The following is a 25794-nucleotide window of genomic DNA, read 5'->3' on the forward strand; positions in this document are numbered from 1 at the left end:
ACGCAAGGCCGCTCCTACAAGGGATCGCGATCACCCAGGAAATCGCGGTCCCCTGTAGGAGCGGCCTTGCGTCGCGAAAGGGCCGCAAAGCGGCCCCGACAATCTCGAATCAGACCACGCCCTGCGCCAACATCGCATCCGCCACTTTCACGAAGCCAGCGATGTTCGCACCCTTCACGTAGTTGACCTTGCCATCCGCCTCTTCACCGTAATGCACGCAGGCATGGTGAATCGACTGCATGATGTTGTGCAGCTTGCTGTCCACTTCACCGGCAGTCCACAGCAGGCGCATGGCGTTCTGCGACATTTCCAGGCCCGACACAGCCACGCCGCCGGCGTTGGAGGCTTTGCCCGGGGCATACAGGATGCCGGCATCCAGGAAGATATCCACTGCTTCCAGGGTGGTTGGCATGTTGGCGCCTTCGGCCACGCAGATGCAGCCGTTACGCAGCAGGGTACGGGCGTCTTCGGCGCCCAGTTCGTTCTGCGTGGCGCACGGCAGGGCGATGTCGCACGGCAGGGTCCACGGGGTCTGGCCCTTGCGGAACTCCAGGCCGAACTGCTCGGCCAGCTCGCTGATACGGCCACGCTTTACGTTCTTCAGCTCCATCAGCGCATCCCACTGGGCGTCGGTCAGGCCGGCTTCAGCGTACAAGGTGCCTTCGGAGTCGGACAGCGAGATCACCTTGCCGCCCAGGTCCATGACCTTGCGCGCGGCGTACTGGGCAACGTTGCCCGAGCCCGACACCGCCACGCGGCGGCCGTCGATGCGCTTGTCCTGGCGTTTGAGCATTTCTTCGGCGAAGTACACGCAGCCGTAGCCGGTGGCTTCCGGGCGGATCAGGCTGCCGCCGTAGGTCATGCCCTTGCCGGTCAGCACCGAAGTGAACTGGTTGGCCAGGCGTTTGTACTGACCGAACATGAAGCCGATTTCGCGGGCCCCCACGCCGATGTCACCGGCCGGCACGTCGCAGTCGGCGCCGATGTGACGGTACAGCTCGCTCATGAACGCCTGGCAGAAGCGCATCACTTCGGCGTCGCTCTTGCCTTTCGGGTCGAAGTCCGAGCCGCCTTTGCCGCCGCCCATGGGCAGCGAGGTCAGGGAGTTCTTGAACACCTGCTCGAAGGCCAGGAACTTCAGTACGCTGAGGTTCACCGACGGGTGGAAACGCAGGCCACCCTTGTACGGGCCAATGGCGCTGCTCATCTGGATGCGGTAGCCGCGGTTGACCTGCACCTTGCCTTGGTCATCGACCCAGGACACACGGAACAGCACCGCACGCTCCGGCTCGACCATACGCTCGAGGATGCCGGACTGCAGGTAATGGGGGTTGGCTTCAAGGAATGGCCACAGGGTGCGCAGCACCTCTTCCACCGCCTGGTGGAATTCGGGTTGGCCAGGGTCGCGCTGTTGCAGGCGCGCAAGGAAATTGTCGACAGATTCGATCATGGTAGACATCTCACCGAAGGGTTTGGACTTATTGGTTTTTTTGCGAATGTACCAAGAAGCAATCGCACCGGAATAGGGCGAAATGTCGTTTTTTTGAAATTATTTGGTGCGTTTCTATAAATGTATACAAAATCAAGCTTCACCGGTGGCTTCTTCGCGGGTAAACCCGCTCCCACATGGGCCTTATTCAGGGCTTGAGGCAGCAGGTTTCCCTGTGGGAGCGGGTTCACCCGCGAAGAAGCCAGCACGCTTTCAGCCAGGCACAAAAATGGGGCCACTCAGGGCCCCATTCTTGTGCATCATGCAGCTGGCTTACTGGGCCAGCTTCTTGTGCCGTACACGGTGCGGCTGGGCAGCAGCATCGCCCAGGCGCTTCTTGCGGTCAGCTTCGTACTCGGTGTAGTTACCCTCGAAGAACACCACGTTCGAGTCATCTTCGTACGCCAGGATGTGGGTAGCCACACGGTCCAGGAACCAACGGTCGTGGGAAATCACGATCGCGGCGCCCGGGAAGTCCAGCAGGGCTTCCTCCAGCGAACGCAGGGTTTCGACGTCGAGGTCGTTGGACGGTTCGTCGAGCAGCAGGACGTTACCGCCCTCCTTCAGGGTCAGGGCCAGGTGCAGGCGGCCACGCTCACCACCGGACAGGTCCTTGACGAACTTCTGCTGGTCGCCACCCTTGAAGTTGAAGCGGCCAACGTAGGTACGCGACGGGATCTCGTAGTTGCCGATCTTGATCATGTCGGAACCGTCGGAAACCTGCTGGAACACGGTCTTGCCACCGTCCAGGTCCTCGCGGCTCTGGTCGACGCAGGCCAGTTGCACGGTTTCGCCAATCTCGATGCTGCCCGAGTCCGGCTGTTCCTTGCCCATCAGCATGCGGAACAGGGTCGACTTACCGGCACCGTTACCGCCGATCACGCCGACGATGGCGCCTTTAGGCATGGCGAACGACAGGTTGTCGATCAGCACGCGGTCGCCGTAGCCCTTGGTGACATTCTTGAACTCGATGACCTTGTCGCCCAGGCGCGGACCAGCCGGGATGTAGATCTCGTTGGTTTCGCTGCGTTTCTGGAATTCCTGCGACTGCATTTCTTCGAAACGCTGCAGACGGGCCTTGGATTTGGACTGGCGGGCCTTGGCGCCTTTGCGCACCCACTCCAGTTCCTCTTTCATGGCCTTTTCGTGGGCGCTCTGCTGCTTGGATTCCTGTGCCAAGCGGTCCGACTTGGCTTCCAGCCAGCCCGAATAGTTGCCTTCGTACGGGATGCCGGCGCCGCGGTCCAGTTCCAGGATCCAGCCAGCGACGTTGTCGAGGAAGTAACGGTCGTGGGTGATCGCCACCACGGTGCCCGGGAAGTCGTGCAGGAAGCGCTCCAGCCAGGCCACCGAGTCGGCGTCCAGGTGGTTGGTTGGTTCGTCGAGCAGCAGCATGTCGGGGGCCGACAGCAGCAGGCGGCACAGGGCCACACGGCGCTTTTCGCCACCGGACAGGTGTTCGATACGGGCGTCCCAGGCCGGCAGGCGCAGGGCGTCGGCAGCGACGTCCAGCTGGCGCTCCAGGTTGTGGCCGTCAGCGGCCTGCAGGATGGCTTCCAGCTTGGCCTGTTCGGCGGCCAGCTTGTCGAAGTCGGCATCCGGGTCGGCGTAGGCGGCGTAGACCTCGTCCAGGCGGGCCTGGGCGTCCTTGATGACGCTGACCGCTTCCTCGACCACTTCACGAACCGACTTGTTCGGGTCCAGTTGCGGTTCCTGAGGCAGGTAACCAACGTTGATGTCGGGCATCGGACGGGCTTCGCCGTCGAATTCCTTGTCGACGCCCGCCATGATCCGCAGCAGGGTCGATTTACCGGCGCCGTTCAGGCCGAGCACGCCAATCTTGGCGCCCGGGAAGAACGACAGGGAAATGTTCTTGAGAATTTCCCGCTTCGGCGGCACGACCTTGCTCAGCCGATGCATGGTGTAGACGTATTGAGCCAAAACCAAGCCCTCTAATCAGATAGGTAAAGACATCGACGATCGCCCCGGCACGCGGTGGCCAGGGGGATGTGTTTACGGGGTGTCATTGAACAAAGTCGACCATTCTACGCCAACGCGCGGCGTTGCATAGGAGGGGCCGATGGTGGGGTGGGATCAGAGTGGTCTCTGGGAGTTTTTTATTGCCTGTGCCGGCCTCTTCGCGGCTAAAGCCGCTCCCACAGGGATATCACAGACTTCGAGCACTGTGCCGTCCCTGTGGGAGCGGCTTTAGCCGCGAAAGGGCCGGCACAGCAAACGGGATGGCTCAGACGTGACGCTGCCGGGCCTTGCCCCGCGGCAACCGGCACCGGTCGCCCTGCTCGGCCAGGCGCGCGGCCCAGGCGGATTTCACACTGAAGCCACCGCTGCGGGCAGGCGGCTGCTCAACCACCTGAGCCGGCTTGGCTGCCGCAGGCGCAGTACTGACAACCTTTGCAGCAGGCTTGCTTGCCGCAACTGCCTCAGCCACGGCAACTGCCGGCGCTGCTGCCGCCTTGGCGGTCTTGCGCAGTTCAGCCAGCGAGGGGGCCTTGCTCTTGGCGGTGGCAGCCGCGTCAGGTTTGACCAGCGAACGCTGGCAAGACTTGCAGGATACGTCCTCGGTCACGGCAGTGCTGACAAGGGTCTGACTGCTGCGCCCACAGGCGGAATCGAGGCCATTGGAGGAAAAGTGAGTAACCAAAAGCGAACATCTCCGATGCGTTGTCATGTATAGCGGGCGCTATTCTCGCACAGGTTGCAGGGGCTTGCCGAACCACCGGGCAGCCGCCATCGGTCAACATGGCTGGCACTTTGCCATAATCCTAGGCATGCTAGCCCGTTTCAGGTGTCCGGCCTTATAGTGCGCCACCGCGGTGCGGCAGCCAGACACCGGCATACACCGTGCATGCTCCGTCCCTGCCATCGCCAGCCCAATCGCAGGATCAACGCTTGACCAATCTTACTCATCCGTCGTCACTGCGTTCCGCGCCACAGGCGCCCGCCGCTACCCTGCGCGGGTCGATCAAGGGTGCGCTGGCGCTGCTGGCCCTGATCCTGCTGGGCCTGCTGCTGTGGCAGCTGTTCGCCCAGTTCAACCACACCCAGGCCGACCTGCGTAAACAAAGCCTGGATGCCTCCGCGGAACTGGCCGACCACCTGAGCCTGAACATGGCGTTCAAGGCCCAGCAGGCGGTGAACATTGTGCAGCCGTACGTCAATGCGCCGACGCCCACCGCCCTGCCCAGCCTGCTGACGACCCTGCGCGAGCGCTTGCCCGCACTGCAAAGCGTGGCCTGGCTGGACAGCAGCGGGCAGTTGCGCGCCGACAGCCTGGCCGGTAGCCCCGACCGCCAGTTGCTTGACGAACTGCTCACGCTGAACCAGGGCCGGCCATACTTCTTCACCAATTCGCCCGACAACCGCACCCTGTACCTGCTGCTGCGCCAGGCCGCCGAACAGGACCGCGGCTACTGGTTGCTGCGCCTGTCACCGGACTACTACCGCGAACTCACCCTGCACCTTGATGGTGGCGGCCACCCGTTGTGGCTGCTGGAAAACAGCCGCAGCGGCGAGGTGCTGCAACGCCATGCCCCAGCCGACACCAGTAATGCGCCGCTGCAAAGTGTAATGCTGGCGTTCATCGACAACAGCACCTGGCAACTGCGCGGCTTGTTCGACGCCAAGTTGGCCCAGCAGAAGTTGCTGCCGGCACTGATCGGCAAATGCCTGCTGGTGCTGGTCTGCGCCCTGCTGCCGGTGCTGGCGCTGATCAACATGCGCCGCCGCCAGCGCGCGCTGCAGGAAGACCGCCGGCGCTACCAGGAAATTTTCGAAGGCACCGGCGTGGCCCTGTGCGTGCTTGACCTGTCCAGCCTGCCCGGCCAGCTCGACCGCTACCACCTGCGCAACCGCGCGTCACTCAAGCACAGCCTGGCGCTGGACCCGAACCTGCGCCGCTCGCTGCTGCTGGAGTTGAAGATCACCGAGGTCAACCAGGTAGCGCGCCAGCTGCTGAACATCGACTGCCACGAAGGTGCCTGGCAGCGGCTGATCGACGGCACCGGCGATGGCCGCGACAGCGTCGGCATGCAACTGATCGACGCACTGATCGAGCAACGCCAGTTGCTGGAGCTGGAAGTGCGCCTGCCGGCCCCCTTGGGCGGTGAGCTGCACCTGTGGCTGATGGCGCGCCTGCCACTGCAGCGCCGTGATTACCAGGCGGTGATCCTCAGCATCAGCGACATCACCAGCCGCAAGCAGGTGGAGTTGTCGTTGCTGGAACGCGAAAGCTTCTGGTCGGACGTGGTGCGCACCGTACCCGACCAGCTGTACGTGCAGGACGTGTTCAGCCAGCGGATGATCTTCAGCAATCGCCACCTCGGCCAGACCCTGGGCTACGACCGTACCGAGCTGGCACAGATGGGCGATCGCTTCTGGGAACTGCTGCTGCACCCCGAGGACGCCGCGCACTACCAGGCACTGCGCCAGCAACAGCGCGACAGCGGCCATGACCAACCGCTGCACTGCCAGTTGCGCTTCCGCCACCGTGATGGTGGCTGGCGCTGCTATGACATTCGCGAACAGGTGTTGACCCGCGACGCCGAAGGCCTGGTAACCCGCATCATCGGCGTCGGCAAAGACGTCACGGTGCAGATCGAGGCCAGCCAGTCGCTGCGCGACAGCGAGCAACGCTACCGCATGCTCGCCGAGAGCATCAGCGACGTGATCTTCTCCACCGACAGCCTGCTCAAACTCAACTATGTCAGCCCTTCGGTACAAAACGTACTGGGCTACCAGGCCGACTGGATCTTCGCCAACGGTTGGCAGTCGATCATCGCCAACCCGGCCCAGCTCACCGGCATCTACAGCCTGATGGAGCGCGTCAGCAACGCCATGGGCGACCCTGCCCAACTGGCGCAACTGCGCAGCCAACTGCCCACCCAGCTGTTCCTGTTCGACTGCCTGCGCGGCGATGGCCGCAAGATCCCGATCGAGCTGCGCCTGGTACTGGTGTGGGACGACGACCAGCGCTTCGAAGGCGTGCTCGGGGTGGGCCGCGACATCAGCCAGCAACGCCGTGCGGAAAAAGACCTGCGCATGGCCGCGACGGTATTCGAGCACTCCACCTCGGCGATTCTCATCACCGACCCGGCCGGCTATATCGTGCAGGCCAACGAAGCGTTCAGCCGCGTCAGCGGCTACGCGGTCAGCGACGTACTCGACCAGTTGCCGGGCATGCTCACCGTCGACGAACAGCAGGAAGGCCACCTGCGCTATGTGGTCAAGCAACTGCACCAGCGCGGCAGCTGGGAAGGCGAGGTGTGGCTCAAGCGCCGTGATGGCGACCACTACCCGGCCTGGGTCGGCATTACCGCAGTACTGGATGATGAAGGCGACCTGGCCAGCTACGTGTGCTTCTTCACCGACATCAGCGAACGCAAGGCCAGCGAGCAACGCATTCACCGCCTGGCCTACTACGACGCCCTCACCCACCTGCCCAACCGCACGCTGTTCCAGGACCGCCTGTACAACGCCCTGCAGCAGGCCGAGCGGCAAAAGGCCTGGGTGGTGCTGATGTTCCTCGACCTCGACCGCTTCAAGCCGATCAACGACTCCCTCGGCCATGCCGCCGGCGACCGCATGCTCAAGGACATGGCCCTGCGCCTGCTGGCCTGCGTGGACGACGACGACACCGTGGCGCGCATGGGCGGCGATGAATTCACCCTGCTGCTGCAACCACGCCCGACCCGCGAAATGGCCCTGAACCGCGCCATCCACGTGGCCGAGAACATCCTTGGCAGCCTGGTGCGGCCGTTCGTGCTGGAAAGCCGTGAATTCTTCGTCACGGCCAGTATCGGTATCGCCCTCAGCCCGCAGGATGGCAGCGAGCTGAGCCAGCTGATGAAAAACGCCGACACCGCCATGTACCACGCCAAGGAACGCGGCAAGAACAACTTCCAGTTCTACCAGGCGGAGATGAACGCCAGCGCCCTGGAACGCCTTGAACTGGAAAGCGACCTGCGCCATGCCATGGAGCAGAACGAGTTCATCCTCTACTACCAGCCGCAGTTCAGCGGCGACGGCAAGCGCCTGACCGGTGCCGAAGCGCTGCTGCGCTGGCGCCACCCGACGCGCGGCCTGGTGCCGCCAGGCGACTTCATCCCGGTGATCGAGGAGCTGGGCCTGGTGGTGGACGTGGGCGACTGGGTACTGCGCGAGGCCAGCCGCCAGCTCAAGGCCTGGCACAAGGCCAAGGTGCGCGTGCCGAAGGTGTCGGTGAACATCTCCGCACGGCAGTTCTCCGACGGCCAACTGGGCACGCGGATTGCCACCATCCTGGAGGAAAGCGGGCTGCCACCGGCGTGCCTGGAGCTGGAGCTGACCGAAAGTATCCTGATGCGCGAGGTGAACGAGGCGCTGCAGATTCTCGCCAGCCTGAAAAACCTCGGCCTGAGCATTGCCGTGGATGACTTCGGCACAGGCTATTCGTCGCTGAACTACCTCAAGCAGTTCCCGATCGACGTGCTGAAGATCGACCGCACCTTCGTCGACGGCCTGCCCGAGGGCGAGCAAGACGCACAGATTGCCCGGGCGATCATCGCCATGGCCCACAGCCTCAACCTGGCAGTGATTGCCGAGGGCGTGGAAACCCACGAGCAACTGGAGTTCCTGCGCGAGCACGGGTGCGACGAAGTGCAGGGCTACCTGTTCGGGCGGCCGATGCCGGCGCATCAGTTCGAGGCGCAGTTCGCCAACGAGACGTTGTTCATGTTCCATTGATGCTGCCTGCAAGCTCGCGCGGTCCCTGTAGGAGCGGCCTTGTGTCGCGACAGGGGCGCGTAGCGGCCCCACGATTGCAGCTTCGCCGCCGACATCGCCGGGACCGCTTTGCGGTCCTTTCGCGACACAAGGCCGCTCCTACAGGGACCGCGTCAGGCTTGGAATCTGCGCCGGGAAAAACGGACCTTAGAGTCAACTCCTGCCCCCGCCCAGCCCAGACACCGCGCGGGATGCAACATGAAGCCCATTGGTCCGCGACTTGATGCCACTTCATATGCCAGCCGCGGATCAATCGGTTAGAATGCCCCCCCAAACTACCCCGATCCTTGAGGACCGCCATGTTCAGCCGTGATTTGACCATTGCCAAGTACGACGCCGAGCTCTTCGAAGCCATGCAGCAAGAAGCCCTGCGCCAGGAAGAGCATATCGAGCTGATCGCTTCGGAAAACTACACCAGCCCGGCAGTCATGGAAGCCCAGGGTTCGGTGCTGACCAACAAGTACGCCGAAGGCTACCCAGGCAAGCGCTACTACGGTGGTTGCGAGTACGTCGACGTCGTCGAGCAACTGGCCATCGACCGTGCCAAGGAGCTGTTCGGCGCCGACTACGCCAACGTCCAGCCGCACGCCGGCTCCCAGGCCAACGCTGCCGTCTACCTGGCCCTGCTGTCGGCCGGTGACACCATCCTGGGCATGAGCCTGGCCCACGGTGGCCACCTGACCCACGGTGCCTCGGTAAGCTCCTCGGGCAAGCTGTACAACGCCATCCAGTACGGCATCGACGGCAACGGCCTGATCGACTACGACGAAGTCGAGCGCCTGGCGGTAGAACACAAGCCGAAAATGATCGTTGCCGGCTTCTCGGCCTACTCGCAGGTGCTGGACTTCGCCCGCTTCCGCGAAATCGCCGACAAGGTCGGTGCCTACCTGTTCGTCGACATGGCCCACGTTGCCGGCCTGGTTGCCGCAGGCGTGTATCCGAACCCTGTGCCGTTCGCCGACGTGGTTACCACCACCACTCACAAGACCCTGCGCGGCCCGCGCGGCGGCCTGATCCTGGCCCGTGCCAACGCCGACATCGAGAAGAAGCTGAACTCCGCTGTCTTCCCGGGCGCCCAGGGCGGCCCGCTGGAGCACGTTATCGCGGCCAAGGCCATCTGCTTCAAGGAAGCCCTGCAGCCTGAGTTCAAGGCTTACCAGCAGCAAGTGGTGAAGAACGCCCAGGCCATGGCCGGCGTGTTCATCGAGCGTGGTTTCGACGTGGTTTCCGGCGGTACCCAGAACCACCTGTTCCTGCTGTCGCTGATCAAGCAGGAAATCTCCGGTAAGGACGCTGACGCCGCCCTGGGCAAAGCCTTCATCACCGTGAACAAGAACTCGGTACCGAACGACCCACGTTCGCCTTTCGTCACCTCGGGCCTGCGTTTCGGCACCCCAGCCGTTACCACCCGTGGCTTCAAGGAAGCCGAGTGCAAGGAACTGGCCGGCTGGATCTGCGACATCCTGGCAGACCTGAACAACGAAGCGGTGATCGACGCCGTGCGTGAGAAGGTCAAGGCCATCTGCAAGAAGCTGCCGGTTTACGGCAACTGATCAGCCATCGCCTGATATGAAAAAGCCCGGCCATTGTGCCGGGCTTTTTCATGCTGGCGATGTTCGCGGAACCTGTTCCGGGTGCGCACATCATTCACGCTTCATTAGCCTGCAGCCTCCTTGATAGCAAACAGAGGCTCACCATGGCAGACCACAAAGCGTTGTCATTTACCGCAACCCTTCATTTAGACGGATGCCCACTCAACACCTTTGACAGTTTTTGCACAGGCCCGATTATTCTGACCAACCCGGTTGACGGCACCGGCGCCGGCTTCGACGGCACGCGTACCATCGGCATGCTCAATTGCTCCGACGAAGACTGGCAACTTGGCCAAGGCTCAGGACTCGTCACGTTCGGGAAAGGCGACCCCGCCGAACCGCTTGTGCTTTATTTTCGGCATTTCGACAACGGTTACCGGCTTTACGTCCGCAGCGGAAAGCACTTTGGCGATGGGGTATTCACTACGGCCTATGGGTTGGTGAATGTTCACCCCATCCTGGCCAAGGACCCATGCCTATGGAAGGTGACCGATGCTGATACGGGTGAATGCTTCGACCTGACCCAGTGCGAAGACACTGCCCATGAAATTCAGTTGCAAAGTGAGGCCGGGCACCCATTGGAAGTGCACTACCTGTACCCGGTCGGTGGCTTTCTGGCCTGCTACCCCGGCGCGCACCAAGGTTCTGTGACCCTGCAAATACAAGAGCCAGGCGTTGACTGGCTCGACTCAAATTGAACCTCACTTGCCCTATGGCCAGATTCGTACACCGCGTTATTGGCACGCAAGGGCCGTCACGTATTACCCTTCGTCCCTTTCAACCCGACCGGACACAGGCCGAAGCTTGACTAGAGAACAGCTCGAAACCCAGCAGATCCCCATCTACTTCGCCGCCGTATTGAGCGCAGTCGCCTTGGGGCTGCTGGCCTCAGATACCGCACACCACCTAGAAGCGCTGGTCACCCCTGCCATTGCCGTGCTCATGTACGCGATGTTCCTGCAGATCCCTTTCCTCGACCTGCGCCAAGGTCTGGGCAACCGTCGCTTCATCGGCGCCCTGTTGCTGGCCAACTTCATCCTTGTACCACTGCTGGTCTGGGCCATTACCCGCGGCCTGGTCGCACACCCGGCGATCCTCGTCGGTGCCTTGCTGGTACTGCTCACACCATGCATCGACTACGTGGTGGTGTTTACCCACATCGGCAAGGGCGACTCGCGCCTGACCTTGGCCGCAACCCCTGTCCTGCTGTTGCTGCAACTGCTACTGCTACCGCTGTATCTGGCGCTGATGCTGGGTGACAGCAGTAACGTGGCCATCTCCATCACCCCGTTCGTGGAAGCCTTCGTGCTGTTGATCGTACTGCCGATGGCGCTTGCCGTACTCACCAGCGCCGGCGCTCGTCGTTTACCTGCAGTCTCGGCCTGGAACGATGCCTGGGCCTGGCTGCCGGTACCGGCGATGGCCCTGGTGCTGGTGGTGGTGATCGCTTCGCAAATTTCCGTGGTGCTGCACGACTTCGAGCGCTTGCTGCCGGTGATTCCGGTGTACATCGGCTTCATGCTGCTGGCGCCAGCCATTGGCTTCGTCTCGGCCCGGCTGCTGCGCCTGCCGGCCACCGAGGCACGCTCGGTGACCTTCAGCGCCGCCACGCGCAACTCGCTGGTGGTGCTGCCGCTGGCGCTGGCACTGCCTGAAAACATGCGCAGCCTGGCGGCAGCGGCCGTCATCACCCAGACACTGCTCGAACTGGTGGCCGAACTGATCTACGTGCGGGCAGTGCCCCGGTTGGTGCGCTGACCCGCCGCGCTCTACTCACACTTTGGCAGGGTCCGGTTTGTCGGCATTGATACCCAAGGCTTCGATCGCCTTGGCCAGCAGCGCCCGCTCGACAACCCCCTCGTCGGCCAGCGCCTTGAGCGCGGCCAGCACGATGAACTGGCGGTCGACCTCGAAGTGCCGGCGCAGCGCCTCACGGGTATCGGACTGACCAAAGCCGTCGGTGCCCAGCGCAACGAAACGCCGGTCATCCAGCCACGGGCGGATCTGGTCGGCGTGGATCTTGATGTAGTCCGTCGCCACCACCACGGGGCCGGCATGGCCCTGCATGACGTGCCTCACATACGGCACCTTGGGCGCTTCCAGTGGGTGCAGCAGGTTCCAGCGCTCGATTGCCTGCGCTTCACGGCGCAGCTCGGTCAGGCTGGTGGCACTCCAGATCTCGCTGCCTACGCCATAGTCCCGCTCAAGCATTTCTGCCGCCGCGATCACCTCAGGCAAGATTGCACCGCTGCCCATCAACTGCACACGGCGCCGGGCATCCTCGACCTTGGTCTCGATCGGCAAACGGTAAAGCCCCTTGAGAATGCCCTGCTCGCAACCTTCGGGCATGTCCGGGTGCGCGTAGTTCTCGTTGAGCACGGTGATGTAGTAATAGATGTCCTCCTGCTCGGCATACATGCGGCGCATGCCGTCCTGGATGATCACCGTCAATTCGTAGGCGTAGGTCGGGTCGTAGGACACACAGCACGGCACCGTCGCCGACATCACGTGGCTGTGGCCATCGTCATGCTGCAAGCCCTCGCCCATCAGCGTAGTGCGCCCGGAGGTAGCGCCCAGCAAGAAACCACGGGCGCGGGCATCACCTGCCGCCCATAGCAGGTCACCGACCCGCTGGAAGCCGAACATCGAGTAGAAGATGTAGAACGGCACAGCCATCACGCCGTGGTTGGCGTAGGCCGTACTGGCCGCGATCCACGACGAGGTCGCCCCGGATTCGTTCAGGCCCTCCTGCATGATCTGGCCGTCGATGCTTTCCTTGTAATACGACAAGGTACCGGCGTCCTGCGGGGTATACAGCTGGCCGACGTGCGAGTGGATACCCACCTGGCGGAACATGCCCTCCATGCCGAAGGTGCGTGACTCGTCCGGCACGATCGGCACCACTTGGCGGCCGATGTTCGGGTCCTTGAGCAAGGCGCTGAGCAGGCGGACGAAGGCCATTGTGGTGGAAATCGCCCGGCCGTTGGTGCCTTTGGTATGGCTTTCCAGTGCCGCCAGTGACGGCACCTGCAACGGCTCGATCGCGGCGTGCCGTGCCGGCACCTGACCGCCCAATGCCTCGCGGCGGGCCTTCAGGTAATTGGCATCAACGCTGCCCGGGGCCGGGCGCAGGTACGGCAAGTCGCCGAGTTGCTCATCAGACAGGTCCAGGCTGAAACGGTCGCGGAACGCCTTGACCGCGGACTCGCCGATCTTCTTCAACTGATGGTTGATGTTCTGCGCCTCGCCCGCCTCCCCCAGGCCGAAGCCCTTGACGGTCTTGGCCAAGATAACAGTCGGGCGCCCTGTGTGGCTGACCGCACTGGCATAGGCGTTGTACACCTTGACCGGGTCGTGGCCACCCCGGGCGAGCTTCCAGATCTGCTCGTCGGTCATGTCGCTGACCATTTCCAGCAGCTCGGGGTACTTGCCGAAGAAGTGCTCGCGCACATAGGCGCCATCCTGCGACTTGAAGGCCTGGTATTCACCATCGACGCATTCCATCATGCGCTGGCGCAGCAAGCCGGTAGCATCCTTGGCCAACAGGCGGTCCCAGCCGCTGCCCCACACTACCTTGATCACGTTCCAGCCGGCGGCGCGGTAGATGGCCTCGAATTCCTGGATCACCTTGCTGTTGCCGCGCACCGGGCCGTCCAGGCGCTGCAGGTTGCAGTTGACCACAAAGATCAGGTTGTCGAGCCGCTCGCGACCGGCCAGGGAAATGGCCGCCAGCGACTCCGGCTGGTCCATCTCGCCGTCGCCGAGGAAGGCCCATACCTTGCGGCCCTGGTGCTCCTTCAGGCCACGGTCCTCCAGGTAACGCATGAAACGCGCCTGGTACGCCGAGGTAATCGGCCCGAGGCCCATCGACACCGTCGGGTACTGCCAGAAGTCCGGCATCAGCCGCGGGTGCGGGTAAGACGAAATACCATCGCGGTCGGTTTCACGGCGGAAGTTGTCCAGTTGCTCTTCGGTCAGGCGCCCTTGAGTAAAGGCGCGACCATAGATACCGGGCGCCGAGTGCCCCTGGATGTACACCAGGTCACCCGCGAACTGCTCAGTGCGGCCACGGAAGAAATGGTCGAAGCCCACGTCATACAGCACTGCCGCCGACGCATAGGTAGCAATGTGGCCGCCGACATTGGAGTGTTTGCCAGCGCGCAGCACCATGGCCAGCGCGTTCCAGCGAATGTAGCCATTCAGGCGCTTCTCGATTTCCAGGTCGCCGGGGTAAGGCAGTTCACGCTCCGGGCTGATGGTGTTGACGTAGGGTGTGGTGATGCGGCCGTGCAAGTCGCCGTGCAGCGACACGTCGAAGTCCAGCAGCTTGTCGATCAGGAAGTGCGCACGTGGGCGGCCTTCTACTTTTACGACGGACTCGATCGAATCGATCCACTCCCGCGTTTCTTGCGGGTCGGCATCATGAAGCAGGGCATTTCGAACCATGGCGCAATCTCCTTGATTGATTGGCGTGCGGGCGTGATCGCGGGCAGCCAGTTGTTGCAAGTGCAATTGAATTTAGCCCCCGGGACGATATGATTGCAACTGCAACAAAGCACGCAAGGCAAAAAATGTTGCAAAAGCAACAACATTTTCAATTTTGGGATATCACATGCCGAGCAAGACCCCGGACCTCTGGTTCAGCTTCGTCCGCGCCCACCGCAGCCTGATCCGCGAAATCGAACGCCGCCTGAGCGAGCAGGACTTGCCCCCTTATGCGTGGTACGACGCACTCTGGGGCATCGAGAGCGGCACCGACGGCTGCCGGCGCATGCACGAGCTGGCAGATGTGATGGCGATCGAGCGCTACAACCTTACCCGCCTGGTCGACCGGCTGGAGAAGGAAGGCCTGGTCGAGCGGATCAAGGCCTTGGATGACGCCCGCGGCGCGGTGGCGCAGATCACCGACAGCGGCCGCAAGCTGCGCAAGCGCATGTGGAAAGTTTACAAGCAGGCGGTCGATGAACTGTTCCTGGCCCAGTTCGACGAGGAACAGCAAAAAGCCTTTTCCGACGCCCTGGAAGGCGCTATCGGCAACGCCCGTCAGTATTCACGCTAGGCTCAGCCCAGGTTGTAACGCTGCAAGGCCTGGTCCAGCACACCTGCGTCAATGACTGACTGCCGGGCCAGCGACTGCAAGGCGAGGTAAGTGATCCAGTGCCGATCGGGGCGCTGGCCCGGTTGCAAAGTATCGGCACCCAGCGCAGTGAATGGCGCGCTGACATGCCCGGCCAGTTGCCCGGCGACGAACTCTGCATAACCGGTGACCGCGATGATCGGCAGCTGGCTGCTGCCCAGGCAGTGGTGCAGATACGAACGGCGTTGGCGACGCTCCCGACGCTGCACCGCTGCAGCATCACGGGCCAGGCGCGTATAGCTCGGGCAACTCCAGATCTCGCTGACCACCCCCCAGTCATGTTCAAGCAACTCGGCTGCAGCCTGCACTTCGCGCAACATCTGCCCGGCCCCAAGCAGCCGTACCTGGGGAGTACCCCCAGCCTCGCGCAACAGCGGATACATGCCCAGGTAAGCCTGGCTGCGATCACATTCAAGCGTGTCACCCGGTTCGTCATGCAACGTCATGTAGCAAAAACCGGTTAGCCCCTTCAGGTACAGCTCGCGCAAAGCACCACCGAGAATCACCCTGGCCTCGTCGCCGCAGGCCGGGTCATAAGGCATGCACTGCGGGTTCGACGCCAGCCACATCGGCAACCACGGGTGCGCGCCCTTGGCCCAGCGCGACGGGCTCGACTCGATATCGTTGAGGAAGATGCCACGCTGCGCCGTCTGGTTGGTCAGCATCGCCAAGCGCGCCGACGTGGACGACTGGGTCAGGTAAAGCATCGGGCGCTCGTCGGCACGGGCACTTTTGCTGAACCACAGCGGCCAGGTACTGACCGGTGTATCCGGCTGCTGCTCGCTGGCACGGTCATCGATCAGCCAGAACTGGCCACCGACCTGCGGGTCCTTGCGCATGCGCTTGATCAGGTCCAGCACGGAATACAGCGGCGAACTGCGCGAGCCCTGCAGCCGGGCCGACTCGTCGACATGACGAATGCAGGCTTCGGCTGCGGATTCGGTGCGGGTGGTGCGTTGAAGGCCCAGGTTGTCCATTGCAAAAATCCCTCGATGCACAGGCGCGTGCATCATGTGATAGCGCAATGAAGTTGCAATTGCAACAACAATCCCCCTTACCAGTTGTAGGTCACACTCCCGTATACCGTGCGCTGTTGCCCGTACTGGCAGCCCAGGTCGCTGAAACAGCCGGCCACGTATTCCTTGTCGAACAGGTTGCTGGCATTGAGCGCCAGCTCCACGCCCTTGAGCGACGCATCCAGCTTGCCCAGCTCGTAGCTGACCATGGCATCCACCAGCACATAGCTGTCGACCTTGAAGCTGTTCTGCGCATCGCCATAGGTGCTGCCTACATAGCGCGTGCCAGCGCCCAACCGCAGCCCGTCAAGCGGCCCGCCCTGCAGCTGGTAATCGGCCCACAGCGAAGCCATGTGCTCCGGGGTACGGAACGGTGTGTTGCCCTGGGTGCCACGATCGGACTGGGTGACCTCAACATCATTCCAGGTATAGCTGCCGATCAGGTTCAAGCCCGGCGCCAGCTCGGTTCTGGCTTCCAGCTCGACGCCGCGTGAACGCACCTCGCCTTCCTGGCGGCTGAAGCCGTTGATGTTCTCGGTGACGTTCTGCCGGGTCAGTTCGAACACGGCCACGGTATACAGGCTGTTGCTGCCTGGCGGCTCGTACTTCAGGCCCAGTTCGTACTGTTTGCCGGTTTCCGGGTCGAGCTGGGCGCCGTCTGCCGTGGTGCCCATCACCGGCAGGAACGACTCGCTGTAGCTCAGGTACGGCGCCAGGCCGTTGTCGAACAGGTAGACCAGCCCGGCGCGGCCGCTGAACTTCTCGTCCTTCTGGGTTTGCGGGGCACGGTCGTCTTTCTGGTTGGCGGCCCAGTCGTAACGCCCCCCCAGCAGCAATACCCAGTTGTCGATGCGCAACTGGTCTTGCAGGTACACGCCGGTCTGCGACAGCTTTTGCTGGTAACTGGCAAAGCTGAACGGCACCGTATCCAGCGGCTGGCCGTACACTGGCTGGAACAGATCGAAGCTTTGCAGGATGAAGTCCAGCGACTGCTGCTGGTCGAACTTGCCGTTGTTGTAGTCCACTCCGGTCAGCAAGGTGTGCTCCACCGGCCCGGTGGCGAAGTTGGCCTGCACGTGGGTATCGACGGTGAACAGGCGGCCGTCGCCCTTGCGCGCGTCACTGTAGCGCGAATACTGCCCGCCGCCCGCCGGGCCGAACAAGGCAATCTCGCTGCTGGCCTGGCGGTAGTTGCTGTAGCGCAGGTTCTGGCGCAGGGTCCACACCTCGTCAAAGTGATGCTCGAACACATAGCCCAGCGAGGTTTTCTCGTTGGTCATGAAGTCATAAGCGCTGTCACCGACGTACGTGTCACGGTCCAGCCGGCCACGCGCATCACGGAACACCGTGCCGCTGGCCGGCAACGCATTGGCAAAGTTGCCGGTCTGGCGCTGGTATTCGCCGAGCAGGGTGAACTCGGTATCGGCACTGGGGCGATAGCTGAGCGCCGGGGCGATGTACTGCCGGCGGTTGGTGATGTGGTCGGTTTGCGCGTCGGTTTCACGGAACAGGCCGGTCAGGCGATAGCTCCAGACGCCCTCATCATCCAGCGCATCGCCGAGGTCGAAAGCGCCTTGCTGGTAGTTGAGGTTGCCTGCCTGCAACTGCACCTGGCGCAGCGGCTGTTGGGTGGGGCGCTTGCTCACCAGGTTGATCTGCCCGCCCGGGTCCGAAGCCCCGTACAGCACCGAGCTGGCGCCGCGCAGCACCTCAATGCGCTCCAGGCCGTAGGGTTCTGGTGCGTCCCAGCCGAGGAACTCCGGCAGGAAAGTGCGGGTGCCATCGCGCAACATGCGCCCGGTGCCCTGCTGGAAGCCGCGAATGGACAACTGGTCGACGACGAACTGCGGGCCGGCCAGTTCAGTATTGACCCCCGGTGTATAGCGCAACGCCTGGGCCACGGTCTTGGGTTGCTGGGCCTCGATCTGCTCGCGGGTGACCACCGATACCGAGGCCGGGGTTTCGATCAGCGGGGTGTCGGTCTTGCTGCCAACCGAGGAGCGCCTGGCCACATAGCCGTCGTCCGGGCTGACCGAGCTGTAGGCCTGGCCTACGATGGAGGTTGCACCCAGCTCAAGCGTGCCGGAAGACTGCGCAGCAGGCTCCAGGGTGACGCTGGCGCTGCCGGTGGAGCGCCAGGTCAGGCCACTGCCTTGCAGCAGTTCGGACAGTGCCGCTTCCGGCTCGTGCCGGCCATTGATGCCACGGCTGCTCTTGCCCTGCACCAGGTTGCCATCGAAAATCACCTGCAATCCACCCTGCGCAGCCAGGCGGTTGAGCGCGCTGGCCAAGGGTTGCGGGGCGATGTCGAACTCACGCGGCTCAGCCAGGGCCAGGCCCGGCAGCAGCGCACACAGCAACGAAAACGGCGCCAGCGACGCCCTGCGGAATTGCCTTCGGTTCATCAACACTCCCCCTGTTCAAATACGAATTATTCGCTTTTGAACAGGGATGACGGATGACTACGCCGGACCCGTAAAAATAATGCTTATCCTGCCTGACGCAGCCCGGTGTAGGAGCGGCCTTGCGTCGCGATGGGCTGCAGAGCAGCCCCGGCTCTCTGTGCATCTGCACTGAAACCCTGGGGCTGCTTTGCAGCCCATCGCGACGCAAGGCCGCTCTCATAGAACTGCACATAACTCATTGAATTAGCAGGGACCCTGTGGGAGCGGACCGCTTGCGAACTCAGTTCTCTGCGCGACAGCGCAGCACAAAGGGCTGGGCGATCTCCTACAGGGGATAGCGTCGGTTTTGCGCATTCAGTCCCGTGCTTCGAACACCAGCAGATACTCCGAATACCGCTTGACCCTCAACGGAAACGCCTGCTCCAACGTCGCCAGCCCTTCATCCAGCCGGTCCAGCTGGAAGGTGCCACTTACCTTCAGCCCGCGCAGCCGCTCATCCCCTACCAGCAGCCACCCCGGCCGGTACCGTTCCAGCGCCTTGAGCACCTGAGCCAGCGGCGCCTGCTCGAACACTAGCCGGCCCTGCTGCCAGGCCAACGCGCTTTCCACATCCAGCCCATGCTTGGCACCCAACCGGCCCGTGAGCGTGCCAACCGCTTCACCGGCAACCAGCTCGACCCGGTCCGCTGGATCACTGACTGCCACCCGCCCGCGCCGGACCAGCACATCCACCGCCGCACCTTCGCGGCTCACTGCATAAACAGTACCCAGCGCCGTGGCCTGCACGTCGCCGGCCTGCACCGTAAAAGGCCGGGCCAGATCATGCGCCACGTCAAACACCGCCTCACCTGTGCGCAAGGTGATGCGCCGCGCCCGCGCCGTCAGCTCGACATCCACCGCCGATTCGGCAGCCAGGCTGATGCGCGACCCATCGCTCAACGCGACAACCCGGCGCTCCCCTACCCCAGTGCGATAATCCGCCCCCCACTGCCCGTGCCAGGCCAGCGCCAAGCCCACACCCAACACCAGCACAGCCGCACTGGCCAGCGCCCACTGCCGGGCCGGCGCCCGCCGCTGTACTGGCGCCTGCAGTTGCCCACTTAACGCCCACAGCCGCCGTGCTTCGACAAATGCCTGCTGATGCTCCGGCGCCAATGCGCACCAGGCCCGTGCGGCCTCCACATCAGCGGGCTGCACATTTCCCGAAGTCAGGCGCAGCACCCAGGCCTGGGCAGCCCGGCGTACGTCAGGTGAAGAGTCGAGGGGAGCGGAAGGCTTGTGCATGGCCATCAACGTTGCAAACTCTGGCCCAGAAAGTCCAGCGCAATGGCCAGCTGCTTCTCGACCGTACTCACAGAAACCCCCAACTGCTCGGCCACCGCCTTGTGCGCCAGGCCTTCCAGGCGGCACAGCAGGAAGATCTCCTGGCAGCGCGGCGGCAGGCGCTGCAACGCCTCGGCCATACGCGCCAGCTCGCGCCGGGCGGCAACCTCGGCAAACGGCTCGGGGCTTTCGCCAGTGACTTCGTACAGGTAGGCCATGCCCTCGTCATGCTGCCCCCGCGTTCCACGGCTGCGGGTGTGATCGATGACCAGGTTGCGGGCAATGCGGAACAGCAGGCTACGCAGGTTCAGCACCGGGCCCCGGGGCGGCTGGCGTAGCATGCGCAGGTAGGTTTCCTGCACCAGGTCGGCGGCGGTGTCGGTGTTGCGCAGCTGCCGATACAGGAACGCGCGCAGCTCCCCGGCATGGGTCTTGAAAGCCAGTTCCAGCTCTTCGGTCTTCATGCGTAAGGGCAACCCGGACGGGGGAAGAAGGCGCTGACTTTAACGATAAGGGTTTTCATTTACAACGTATCGCGACAGCACCTTCCCCATCTGTGGGAGCGGCTTCAGCCGCGAACACCGGCGCAGCCGGTGCCATCCACCGCGCCGCCTGCTTCGCGGCTGAAGCCGCTCCCACAGGGACTGCGGTGCCTTGTAGGAGCGGGTTCACCCGCGAAGCATCCAACACAATGTATGGCTCCGGGCTTAGAACCTGGCCCGCAACGCCACATTGAAGTTGCGCGGCTCGCCATAGAAGTTCCAGTAGTTGGGGTTGCCCAGGGTCTGGTAGTACTTCTTGTCGAACACGTTATCCAGGTTGTACTGCAGCTCAAGGTGCTTGCTGATCTCGTAGATCGCATGCAGGTTGGTCAGGTGGTACGCCTCCTGCCGAATCTTGTAGTCCTTGCCAACCTCGGTCTGGGTCATCCGGCTCTGGGCGTAGAAGCTGCCACCCACACGTAGCTGGTCGAGTGCGCCTGGCAGCCGGTAGTCGGTTGCCACCTTGAACAAGTGGCGTGGCGAGGCGCCGTTGAAGTCTTCGCCCTTCTGCTCACCGCCGATGTATTTCGACTGGGTATAGGTGTACCCCGCCGACAGGTTCCAGTTCGGCAAAATCTCACCGGTCAGCTCCAGCTCGATACCTTTGTTGCGCACCTTGTCCGATGCGCGGTAGCAAGAAAAGCTCATCTCGCAGGTCACCTTTTCCGCCCGGCCAGTCTGGTCGGCCTGGAACAGCGCAATGGCAGTTTGCAGGCGCTTGTCCAGGAACTCACCCTTCAAGCCGATTTCATAATTGCTGCCGGTCATCGGCGCGAGCATGCTGCCATCGGTAGCCTGGGCACTCTGCGGCTTGAAGATCTCGGTGTAGCTGACGTACGCCGACCAGTTTTCGTTCAGGTCCTGAACCAGCCCCGCATAGGGCGTCACTTCACCACTCCTGGAAAAATGCCGGTAGTCAGTGGACTCACGTACGCCATTGGTGTCATCCAGTGAATCGTGGCTGTACCAGCTCAGGCGGCTGCCGAGCAGGAACGTGGTGCTGTCGGTGAGGCTGAAGCGGCTGGCCACATACACGCCCTTTTGCTCCTGGGTGCGGTTGTACTGCCACTGGTTGACGTTGAGCGCGGTTGGCGCGGGCGGGTCGAACGCTGCCAGGTTGTTCATGTCGACGATGTAGCGGTAGGTGGCATCGCGCCCGCCGTGGTAGTCGAAGTCGTCCTTGTTCCAGTTACCTCCCACAATCAGCTCATGCTGGCGGCCCAGCAGCTGGAACGGGCCCGTGAAATAGCCATCGATGCTGGTCTGGGTGTCATCGAAGCGAAAGTGGCGTGGGTTGAGGGTGAACAGGTCAGTGCCACCGCCGGGGTAGGTGTAGTTGCCCAGGAAGTCCGACTTGGCCCACATCTGGTTCACGGCCACCACGCCCTTCCAGCCGTTGGCAAAGGTGTGCTGGATGTCGGCGAACAGGGTGGTGTTGCGCTTGTCCAGGTGGTTCCAGTCACCGGTCAGCGAGGTAGAGCGCGACATCGGGTAGAACGCGCCGCTCTCCTTGCTGGGCAGGGCCGACCAGTCATAACCGGGGTTGCGTTCCTTCTGGTAGGTGAAGCCGAAGGTGGCCAGGGTCGACTCATCCAGGTCGGCCTCGATGATGCCGTAGAACAGCTGGTTTTCCTTCTGGGCCGTGTCCAGGTAACTGTTGGCATTGTTGTAGGTAATGACCGAGCGGCCGCGCACGGTGCCGGCTTCGTTCAAGGGCGCCGACAGGTCGACCATGGTCTTGTAGGCGTCCCAGGAGCCAACCGAGGTTTCGATCAACGCCTGGGGTTCGGCGGTGGGCCGCTTGCGCACCAGGTTGATCGAGGCCGAGGGGTTGCCCGCCCCCTCCATCAGGCCGGTGGCGCCGCGCACCACCTCCACACGGTCGTAGATGTCGGTGTTGGGCTTGGAGATGGTGTCCATCGAGTACGGGTTGCCGATGTTGGTCGGCACGCCATCGATCTGCAGGTTTTCGACCGACTGCCCGCGGGCCTGGTAAACCGAGCGCTCGGTGCCGCTCTTGATGATGGTGACGCCGGTGGCGTTACGCATGACGTCATCAAGGTTCTGCATGTTCTGGTCATCCATGCGCTGGCGGGTGACCACCGTGACCGACTGCGGCGTTTCGCGCAGGCTCATCGACAGTTTGGTAGCGGTGGACGAACGCCCGGTAGCGTAGGCCCCGGTGCCTTCTGTCGTATCGCCCAGGCCCTGGCCGCTGATGGTGGTGCTGCCCAGGGTCACGGCACCGGCTGCGCCCTCCGCCTGTGGCACCAGCTGGAATTCCCGCTCGCCGGTGCGCACCGCCTCCACGCCACTGCCCGCCAACATTTGCGCCAACGCCTGCTCGACACTGCTGGCGTGCCCCCCCTGGCTCTGCTTGTTGGCGGTGAGCGTGGCATTACCACCAATCAAAAAACCTGCCTGGCTAGCCAGCAGGTTCAGTTGCCGTGCCAGCGGCCCGGCCGGAATGTCGAACAGCACACCTTGCGCTGCTGCGCCGTTGCTTTCGGCCTGGGCGGTGGCCGCGTGGCAGCCAAGGGCAAGGAGGATGGCCAGGGCCAGCGGATGATGGCGCGAGGAAACGGGGTGGCGAGACAGCATGAAAGGGTCCTTCCGGAGGTGGAATGAAGTAGCGTCATCCCACCAAGCGCATGAGCGTCGCAAAACCAGAAAAAGAAATTTGAAAAACTTTCAGCTCGCTTCGATCGAGACCCACCAAGGCAAGGTGCGCACCACCCGAATGGGTAGCGCACGCTCGAGCATGGCCAAGGTGCGATCGGTATCCAGCAACGGGAACGTGCCCACCGCCCGCAAGCTGTTCAGTGCAGGGTCCATGCCCAAGTGGCCGTGGCGGTAGTCGCGCAGCACGTCGACGACCTGGCCCAGCGGCATGTCTTCGGCCACCAGCACACCACGGCTCCAGTCCTGACGCAGGGCCTGTGCGGCGGTCGAGGTGCCCGCCTGCTGCGCATCGAACACCAGCATCTGCCCGGCGCCCAGCGTGGTTTGCACGCCGCTGCCGGAGCAGGTTGCCTGCACCGCGCCTGCGAACACGCTCAAGGTCGTGGCCAACCCCTGATCCCGCACGCTGAACCGCGTGCCAAGCGGCTGCATGCGCCCTGCCCGCGTCTCGACCAACAGTGGCCGAGGGTCGTTGCCGGTCTCGATCAGGATTTCGCCACGGTACAGGCGCAGTTGCCGCACGCCGTCATCGAACTGCACATCCAGTGCCGTGCCGCCGTTCAGCCACAGCTGGCTGCCATCGGCCAGCGTCAGCGGTCGCACTTCACCCAAGCCAGTGCGATAAGTGGCGAACCAGGCGCGTGGCGAGTCCACCCAACCGCGCTGCCAGCCGCCCCACCCCAACACGCCAGCCGCGCCCGCCACACAAAGGCTGCCGAGTACAGCACGACGCGACTGCCGCTGACTGCGAACGCTGTCGAACACCTGCCGCGCCTGCTCTGCCTGGCCATCGAGGTTGCCGAAGCGCTGGTTGATGTTTTCCACGTAGGACCAGGCCAGGCGATGCCGCGCATCCGCGGTCAGCCAGGCCTGCCATTGCGCCTGGGTTGCGGCGTCATTGCCCGCCGCGTGCAGCCGCGCGAACCATCCAGCGGCCGCTTGCAGCACGGCATGGTCGAGTTGCCCCCGGCTCATGCCAGCGAGTCATCCAGTTCGGCTTCCAGCAACAGGCACTGGTACATCGCCTGGGCCAGATAGCTGTTCACGGTGCGCTCGCTCACACCCAACTGCTCGGCAATCTCGCGTTGCTTCATGCCCTGCAATTGCGCCATGGAAAACGCCTCGGCCACCCGCTTGGGCATGCGTTCGAACATGGCTTGCAGTTGCCCCAGGGTTTCGAGAATGACCGCCTGATGCTCCAGCGACGGCGCAAATTGCTCGGGCTGGCTGGCCAGCACTTCCAGGTAAGCCTGCTCCACCCGCCGCCGCCGCCAGAAATCCACACAGGCATTGCGCGACATGCGCCCCAGGTACGCACGGGCATGTTCGTGGTCATTGAATGCGCGAGGTTTGCTCAGCAGCCGCACGAACACATCCTGCGCCAACTCCGCCGCATCGTGGGCATTGCCGAGCTTGCGCTGCAGCCACTGACGGATCCAGCCGTGGTGGGAACGGTAGAGTTGCTCCAGTTCGAAACCCGGGGCTGGTGGGTTGGGAGGGGCATTCATGGGGGGTGCCACTATGCTAATAGGAATTATTAGCAATGGTAGCTTGGATGAATGGGCACGGGCAATTGGTGGGGGCACTCGCCCCAGCAGCAGTGCTGTCGATCCGCGATAGGGCGTAGCCACCAGTGTGCACACCGGCGACCAAGCCCCGCTTCGCTCAAATCGCTTTCATCTCGGCAATATCCCGCGCCACCTGATCCGCAGAGTGGTCAAACATCGCCTGCTCCTGCGCATCCAGCGGCAATTCGATCACCCGCACCAGCCCCTGTTCTGCCAGTACACAGGGCACACCCATGGCGATGTCGTTGCGCCCGTATTCACCCTCAAGGATCGCCACCGCCGGCAAAATGCGGTTTCGCCCCTTGGCGATGGCATCGACCATCTGCGCAATGGCCACGCCCGGTGCATCGCAGGCGCTGCCCATCTTCTTCAAGCCCAGAATCTCGCCGCCGCCCTTGCGCGTGCGTTCGACAATCTGCTCGATCTGCTCTGCGGACAAGAAGTGGGACAACGGCACCGAGCCTATCTGGCAGTAGCGCATCAGCGGCACCATGCTGTCGCCGTGCCCGCCCAGCACCAGCGCCGTGATGTCCCGGGCAGAAAACCCGGTCTGTTCGGCAATGAAGCACTTCATGCGCGCGGTATCCAGCACCCCCGCCTGGCCGAACACCTTGTCGCGCCCCAGGCCGCTGATGCTCCAGGCGCGATAGGTCAGCACATCGACCGGGTTGGACACTACCAGCACCGTTGCTGAAGGTGCGTGCTGTTTGATATCGGCCATGATGCCGTCGAGGATCGGCAGGTTGATACTCAGCACATCCTGGCGCGACTGGCCGGGTTTGCGCGGCACACCTGCGGTAATTACCACCAGCTCGGAACCGTCGAGCATTTCGGCCTTGGCCCCGCCGTAAACCCGGGTATCGGAACCCGACTCGACGGCGGCCTGCCACACATCCAGCGCCTTGCCCTGCGCCAGCTCACCCTGCACATCCATCAACACCAGTTCACGGCACAACTCATCGCGCGCAATGATCTGCGCCGCAGCCTCGCCGACCAGGCCGGCACCCACGATTGTCAATTTGTTCACCAGACACCTCCCAGCGGCGCGCGCCACCAGGAACACGCCTGCGTATAGAGAGAAGTATTGCCCGCTGGGGCTAAAAGGCCACCCAAAGGTGATTCGCCGCACCTGCAGGAGCACTGTCATACACGAACCCGAAAGCTGCCAAGATCCCTGTAGGAGCGGCTTCAGCCGCGAACACCGGCGAAGCCGGTGCCATCCACCGCGTCGCCTGCTTCGCGGGTGAACCCGCTCCTACA

Annotated in this window: 17 protein-coding genes; 5 read left to right on the plus strand and 12 right to left on the minus strand. The window is 63.2% G+C overall.

Annotated elements, in window-relative coordinates:
• Positions 1 to 109: 109 nt before the first annotated feature.
• The 3 genes from gdhA to IAE39_RS22590 all read right to left on the minus strand — a co-directional run bounded on the left by gdhA (position 110) and on the right by IAE39_RS22590 (position 4151).
• Positions 110 to 1450, minus strand: coding sequence for an NADP-specific glutamate dehydrogenase (gene gdhA, locus IAE39_RS22580; protein WP_201206690.1), 1341 nt, complete (start codon positions 1448 to 1450; stop codon positions 110 to 112).
• A gap of 312 nt (positions 1451 to 1762) precedes the next feature.
• Entirely contained in the window at positions 1763 to 3430 is a 1668-nt protein-coding gene (gene ettA, locus IAE39_RS22585) for an energy-dependent translational throttle protein EttA (RefSeq protein WP_201206693.1), read from the minus strand.
• A 304-nt stretch (positions 3431 to 3734) separates the two neighbouring features.
• Entirely contained in the window at positions 3735 to 4151 is a 417-nt protein-coding gene (locus IAE39_RS22590) for a hypothetical protein (RefSeq protein WP_201206695.1), read from the minus strand.
• Between the two features lie 248 nt (positions 4152 to 4399).
• Here IAE39_RS22590 and IAE39_RS22595 point away from each other — a divergent pair, with 248 nt between their 5' ends.
• The 4 genes from IAE39_RS22595 to IAE39_RS22610 all read left to right on the plus strand — a co-directional run bounded on the left by IAE39_RS22595 (position 4400) and on the right by IAE39_RS22610 (position 11619).
• A complete protein-coding gene (locus IAE39_RS22595; RefSeq protein WP_201206697.1) occupies positions 4400 to 8230 on the plus strand; it encodes a sensor domain-containing protein in 3831 nt (1276 codons plus the stop codon).
• Between the two features lie 338 nt (positions 8231 to 8568).
• Positions 8569 to 9822, plus strand: a complete 1254-nt coding sequence (gene glyA, locus IAE39_RS22600) for a serine hydroxymethyltransferase (RefSeq protein WP_201206699.1) — start codon at positions 8569 to 8571, stop codon at positions 9820 to 9822.
• A gap of 50 nt (positions 9823 to 9872) precedes the next feature.
• Positions 9873 to 10559 carry a hypothetical protein gene (locus tag IAE39_RS22605; protein ID WP_201206701.1) on the plus strand — a complete coding sequence of 229 codons (687 nt, stop codon included), beginning with the start codon at positions 9873 to 9875 and terminating at the stop codon, positions 10557 to 10559.
• Positions 10560 to 10665: 106 nt separating this feature from the next.
• Positions 10666 to 11619: an arsenic resistance protein gene (locus IAE39_RS22610; protein ID WP_201206703.1), complete on the plus strand. Its 954-nt coding sequence runs from the start codon at positions 10666 to 10668 to the stop codon at positions 11617 to 11619.
• Positions 11620 to 11634: 15 nt separating this feature from the next.
• Here the strand turns inward: IAE39_RS22610 and aceE are convergent, their stop codons facing one another.
• Entirely contained in the window at positions 11635 to 14307 is a 2673-nt protein-coding gene (aceE, locus tag IAE39_RS22615; RefSeq protein WP_201206705.1) for a pyruvate dehydrogenase (acetyl-transferring), homodimeric type, read from the minus strand.
• A 166-nt stretch (positions 14308 to 14473) separates the two neighbouring features.
• Here aceE and IAE39_RS22620 point away from each other — a divergent pair, with 166 nt between their 5' ends.
• Positions 14474 to 14920 (plus strand): MarR family winged helix-turn-helix transcriptional regulator, encoded by a 447-nt coding sequence (locus tag IAE39_RS22620; protein WP_201206707.1) that lies wholly within the window; start codon positions 14474 to 14476, stop codon positions 14918 to 14920.
• Between the two features lie 2 nt (positions 14921 to 14922).
• Here IAE39_RS22620 and IAE39_RS22625 read toward each other — a convergent pair whose 3' ends face one another.
• The 8 genes from IAE39_RS22625 to IAE39_RS22660 form a co-directional block, all read right to left on the minus strand.
• Entirely contained in the window at positions 14923 to 15975 is a 1053-nt protein-coding gene (locus IAE39_RS22625; RefSeq protein WP_201206709.1) for a transketolase-like TK C-terminal-containing protein, read from the minus strand.
• Positions 15976 to 16052: 77 nt separating this feature from the next.
• Complete coding sequence (locus IAE39_RS22630; RefSeq protein WP_201206711.1) at positions 16053 to 18419, minus strand: TonB-dependent siderophore receptor; 2367 nt, start codon at positions 18417 to 18419, stop codon at positions 16053 to 16055.
• Between the two features lie 354 nt (positions 18420 to 18773).
• Entirely contained in the window at positions 18774 to 19703 is a 930-nt protein-coding gene (locus tag IAE39_RS22635) for a FecR family protein (RefSeq protein ID WP_201206714.1), read from the minus strand.
• Positions 19704 to 19708: 5 nt separating this feature from the next.
• Positions 19709 to 20206: an RNA polymerase sigma factor gene (locus IAE39_RS22640; protein ID WP_201206716.1), complete on the minus strand. Its 498-nt coding sequence runs from the start codon at positions 20204 to 20206 to the stop codon at positions 19709 to 19711.
• A gap of 243 nt (positions 20207 to 20449) precedes the next feature.
• Entirely contained in the window at positions 20450 to 22885 is a 2436-nt protein-coding gene (locus IAE39_RS22645) for a TonB-dependent siderophore receptor (RefSeq protein WP_201206718.1), read from the minus strand.
• Between the two features lie 90 nt (positions 22886 to 22975).
• Positions 22976 to 23941 carry a FecR domain-containing protein gene (locus IAE39_RS22650; protein WP_201206720.1) on the minus strand — a complete coding sequence of 322 codons (966 nt, stop codon included), beginning with the start codon at positions 23939 to 23941 and terminating at the stop codon, positions 22976 to 22978.
• Complete coding sequence (locus IAE39_RS22655; protein ID WP_201206722.1) at positions 23938 to 24474, minus strand: sigma-70 family RNA polymerase sigma factor; 537 nt, start codon at positions 24472 to 24474, stop codon at positions 23938 to 23940. The genes IAE39_RS22650 and IAE39_RS22655 overlap by 4 nt, the downstream gene beginning before the upstream one ends.
• Positions 24475 to 24631: 157 nt before the next feature.
• Entirely contained in the window at positions 24632 to 25561 is a 930-nt protein-coding gene (locus tag IAE39_RS22660; RefSeq protein WP_201206724.1) for a malate dehydrogenase, read from the minus strand.
• Positions 25562 to 25794 lie beyond the last annotated feature (233 nt).

The sequence above is a fragment of the Pseudomonas sp. S37 genome (genome assembly GCF_016658545.1).
In the GTDB taxonomy this organism is placed as follows: domain Bacteria; phylum Pseudomonadota; class Gammaproteobacteria; order Pseudomonadales; family Pseudomonadaceae; genus Aquipseudomonas.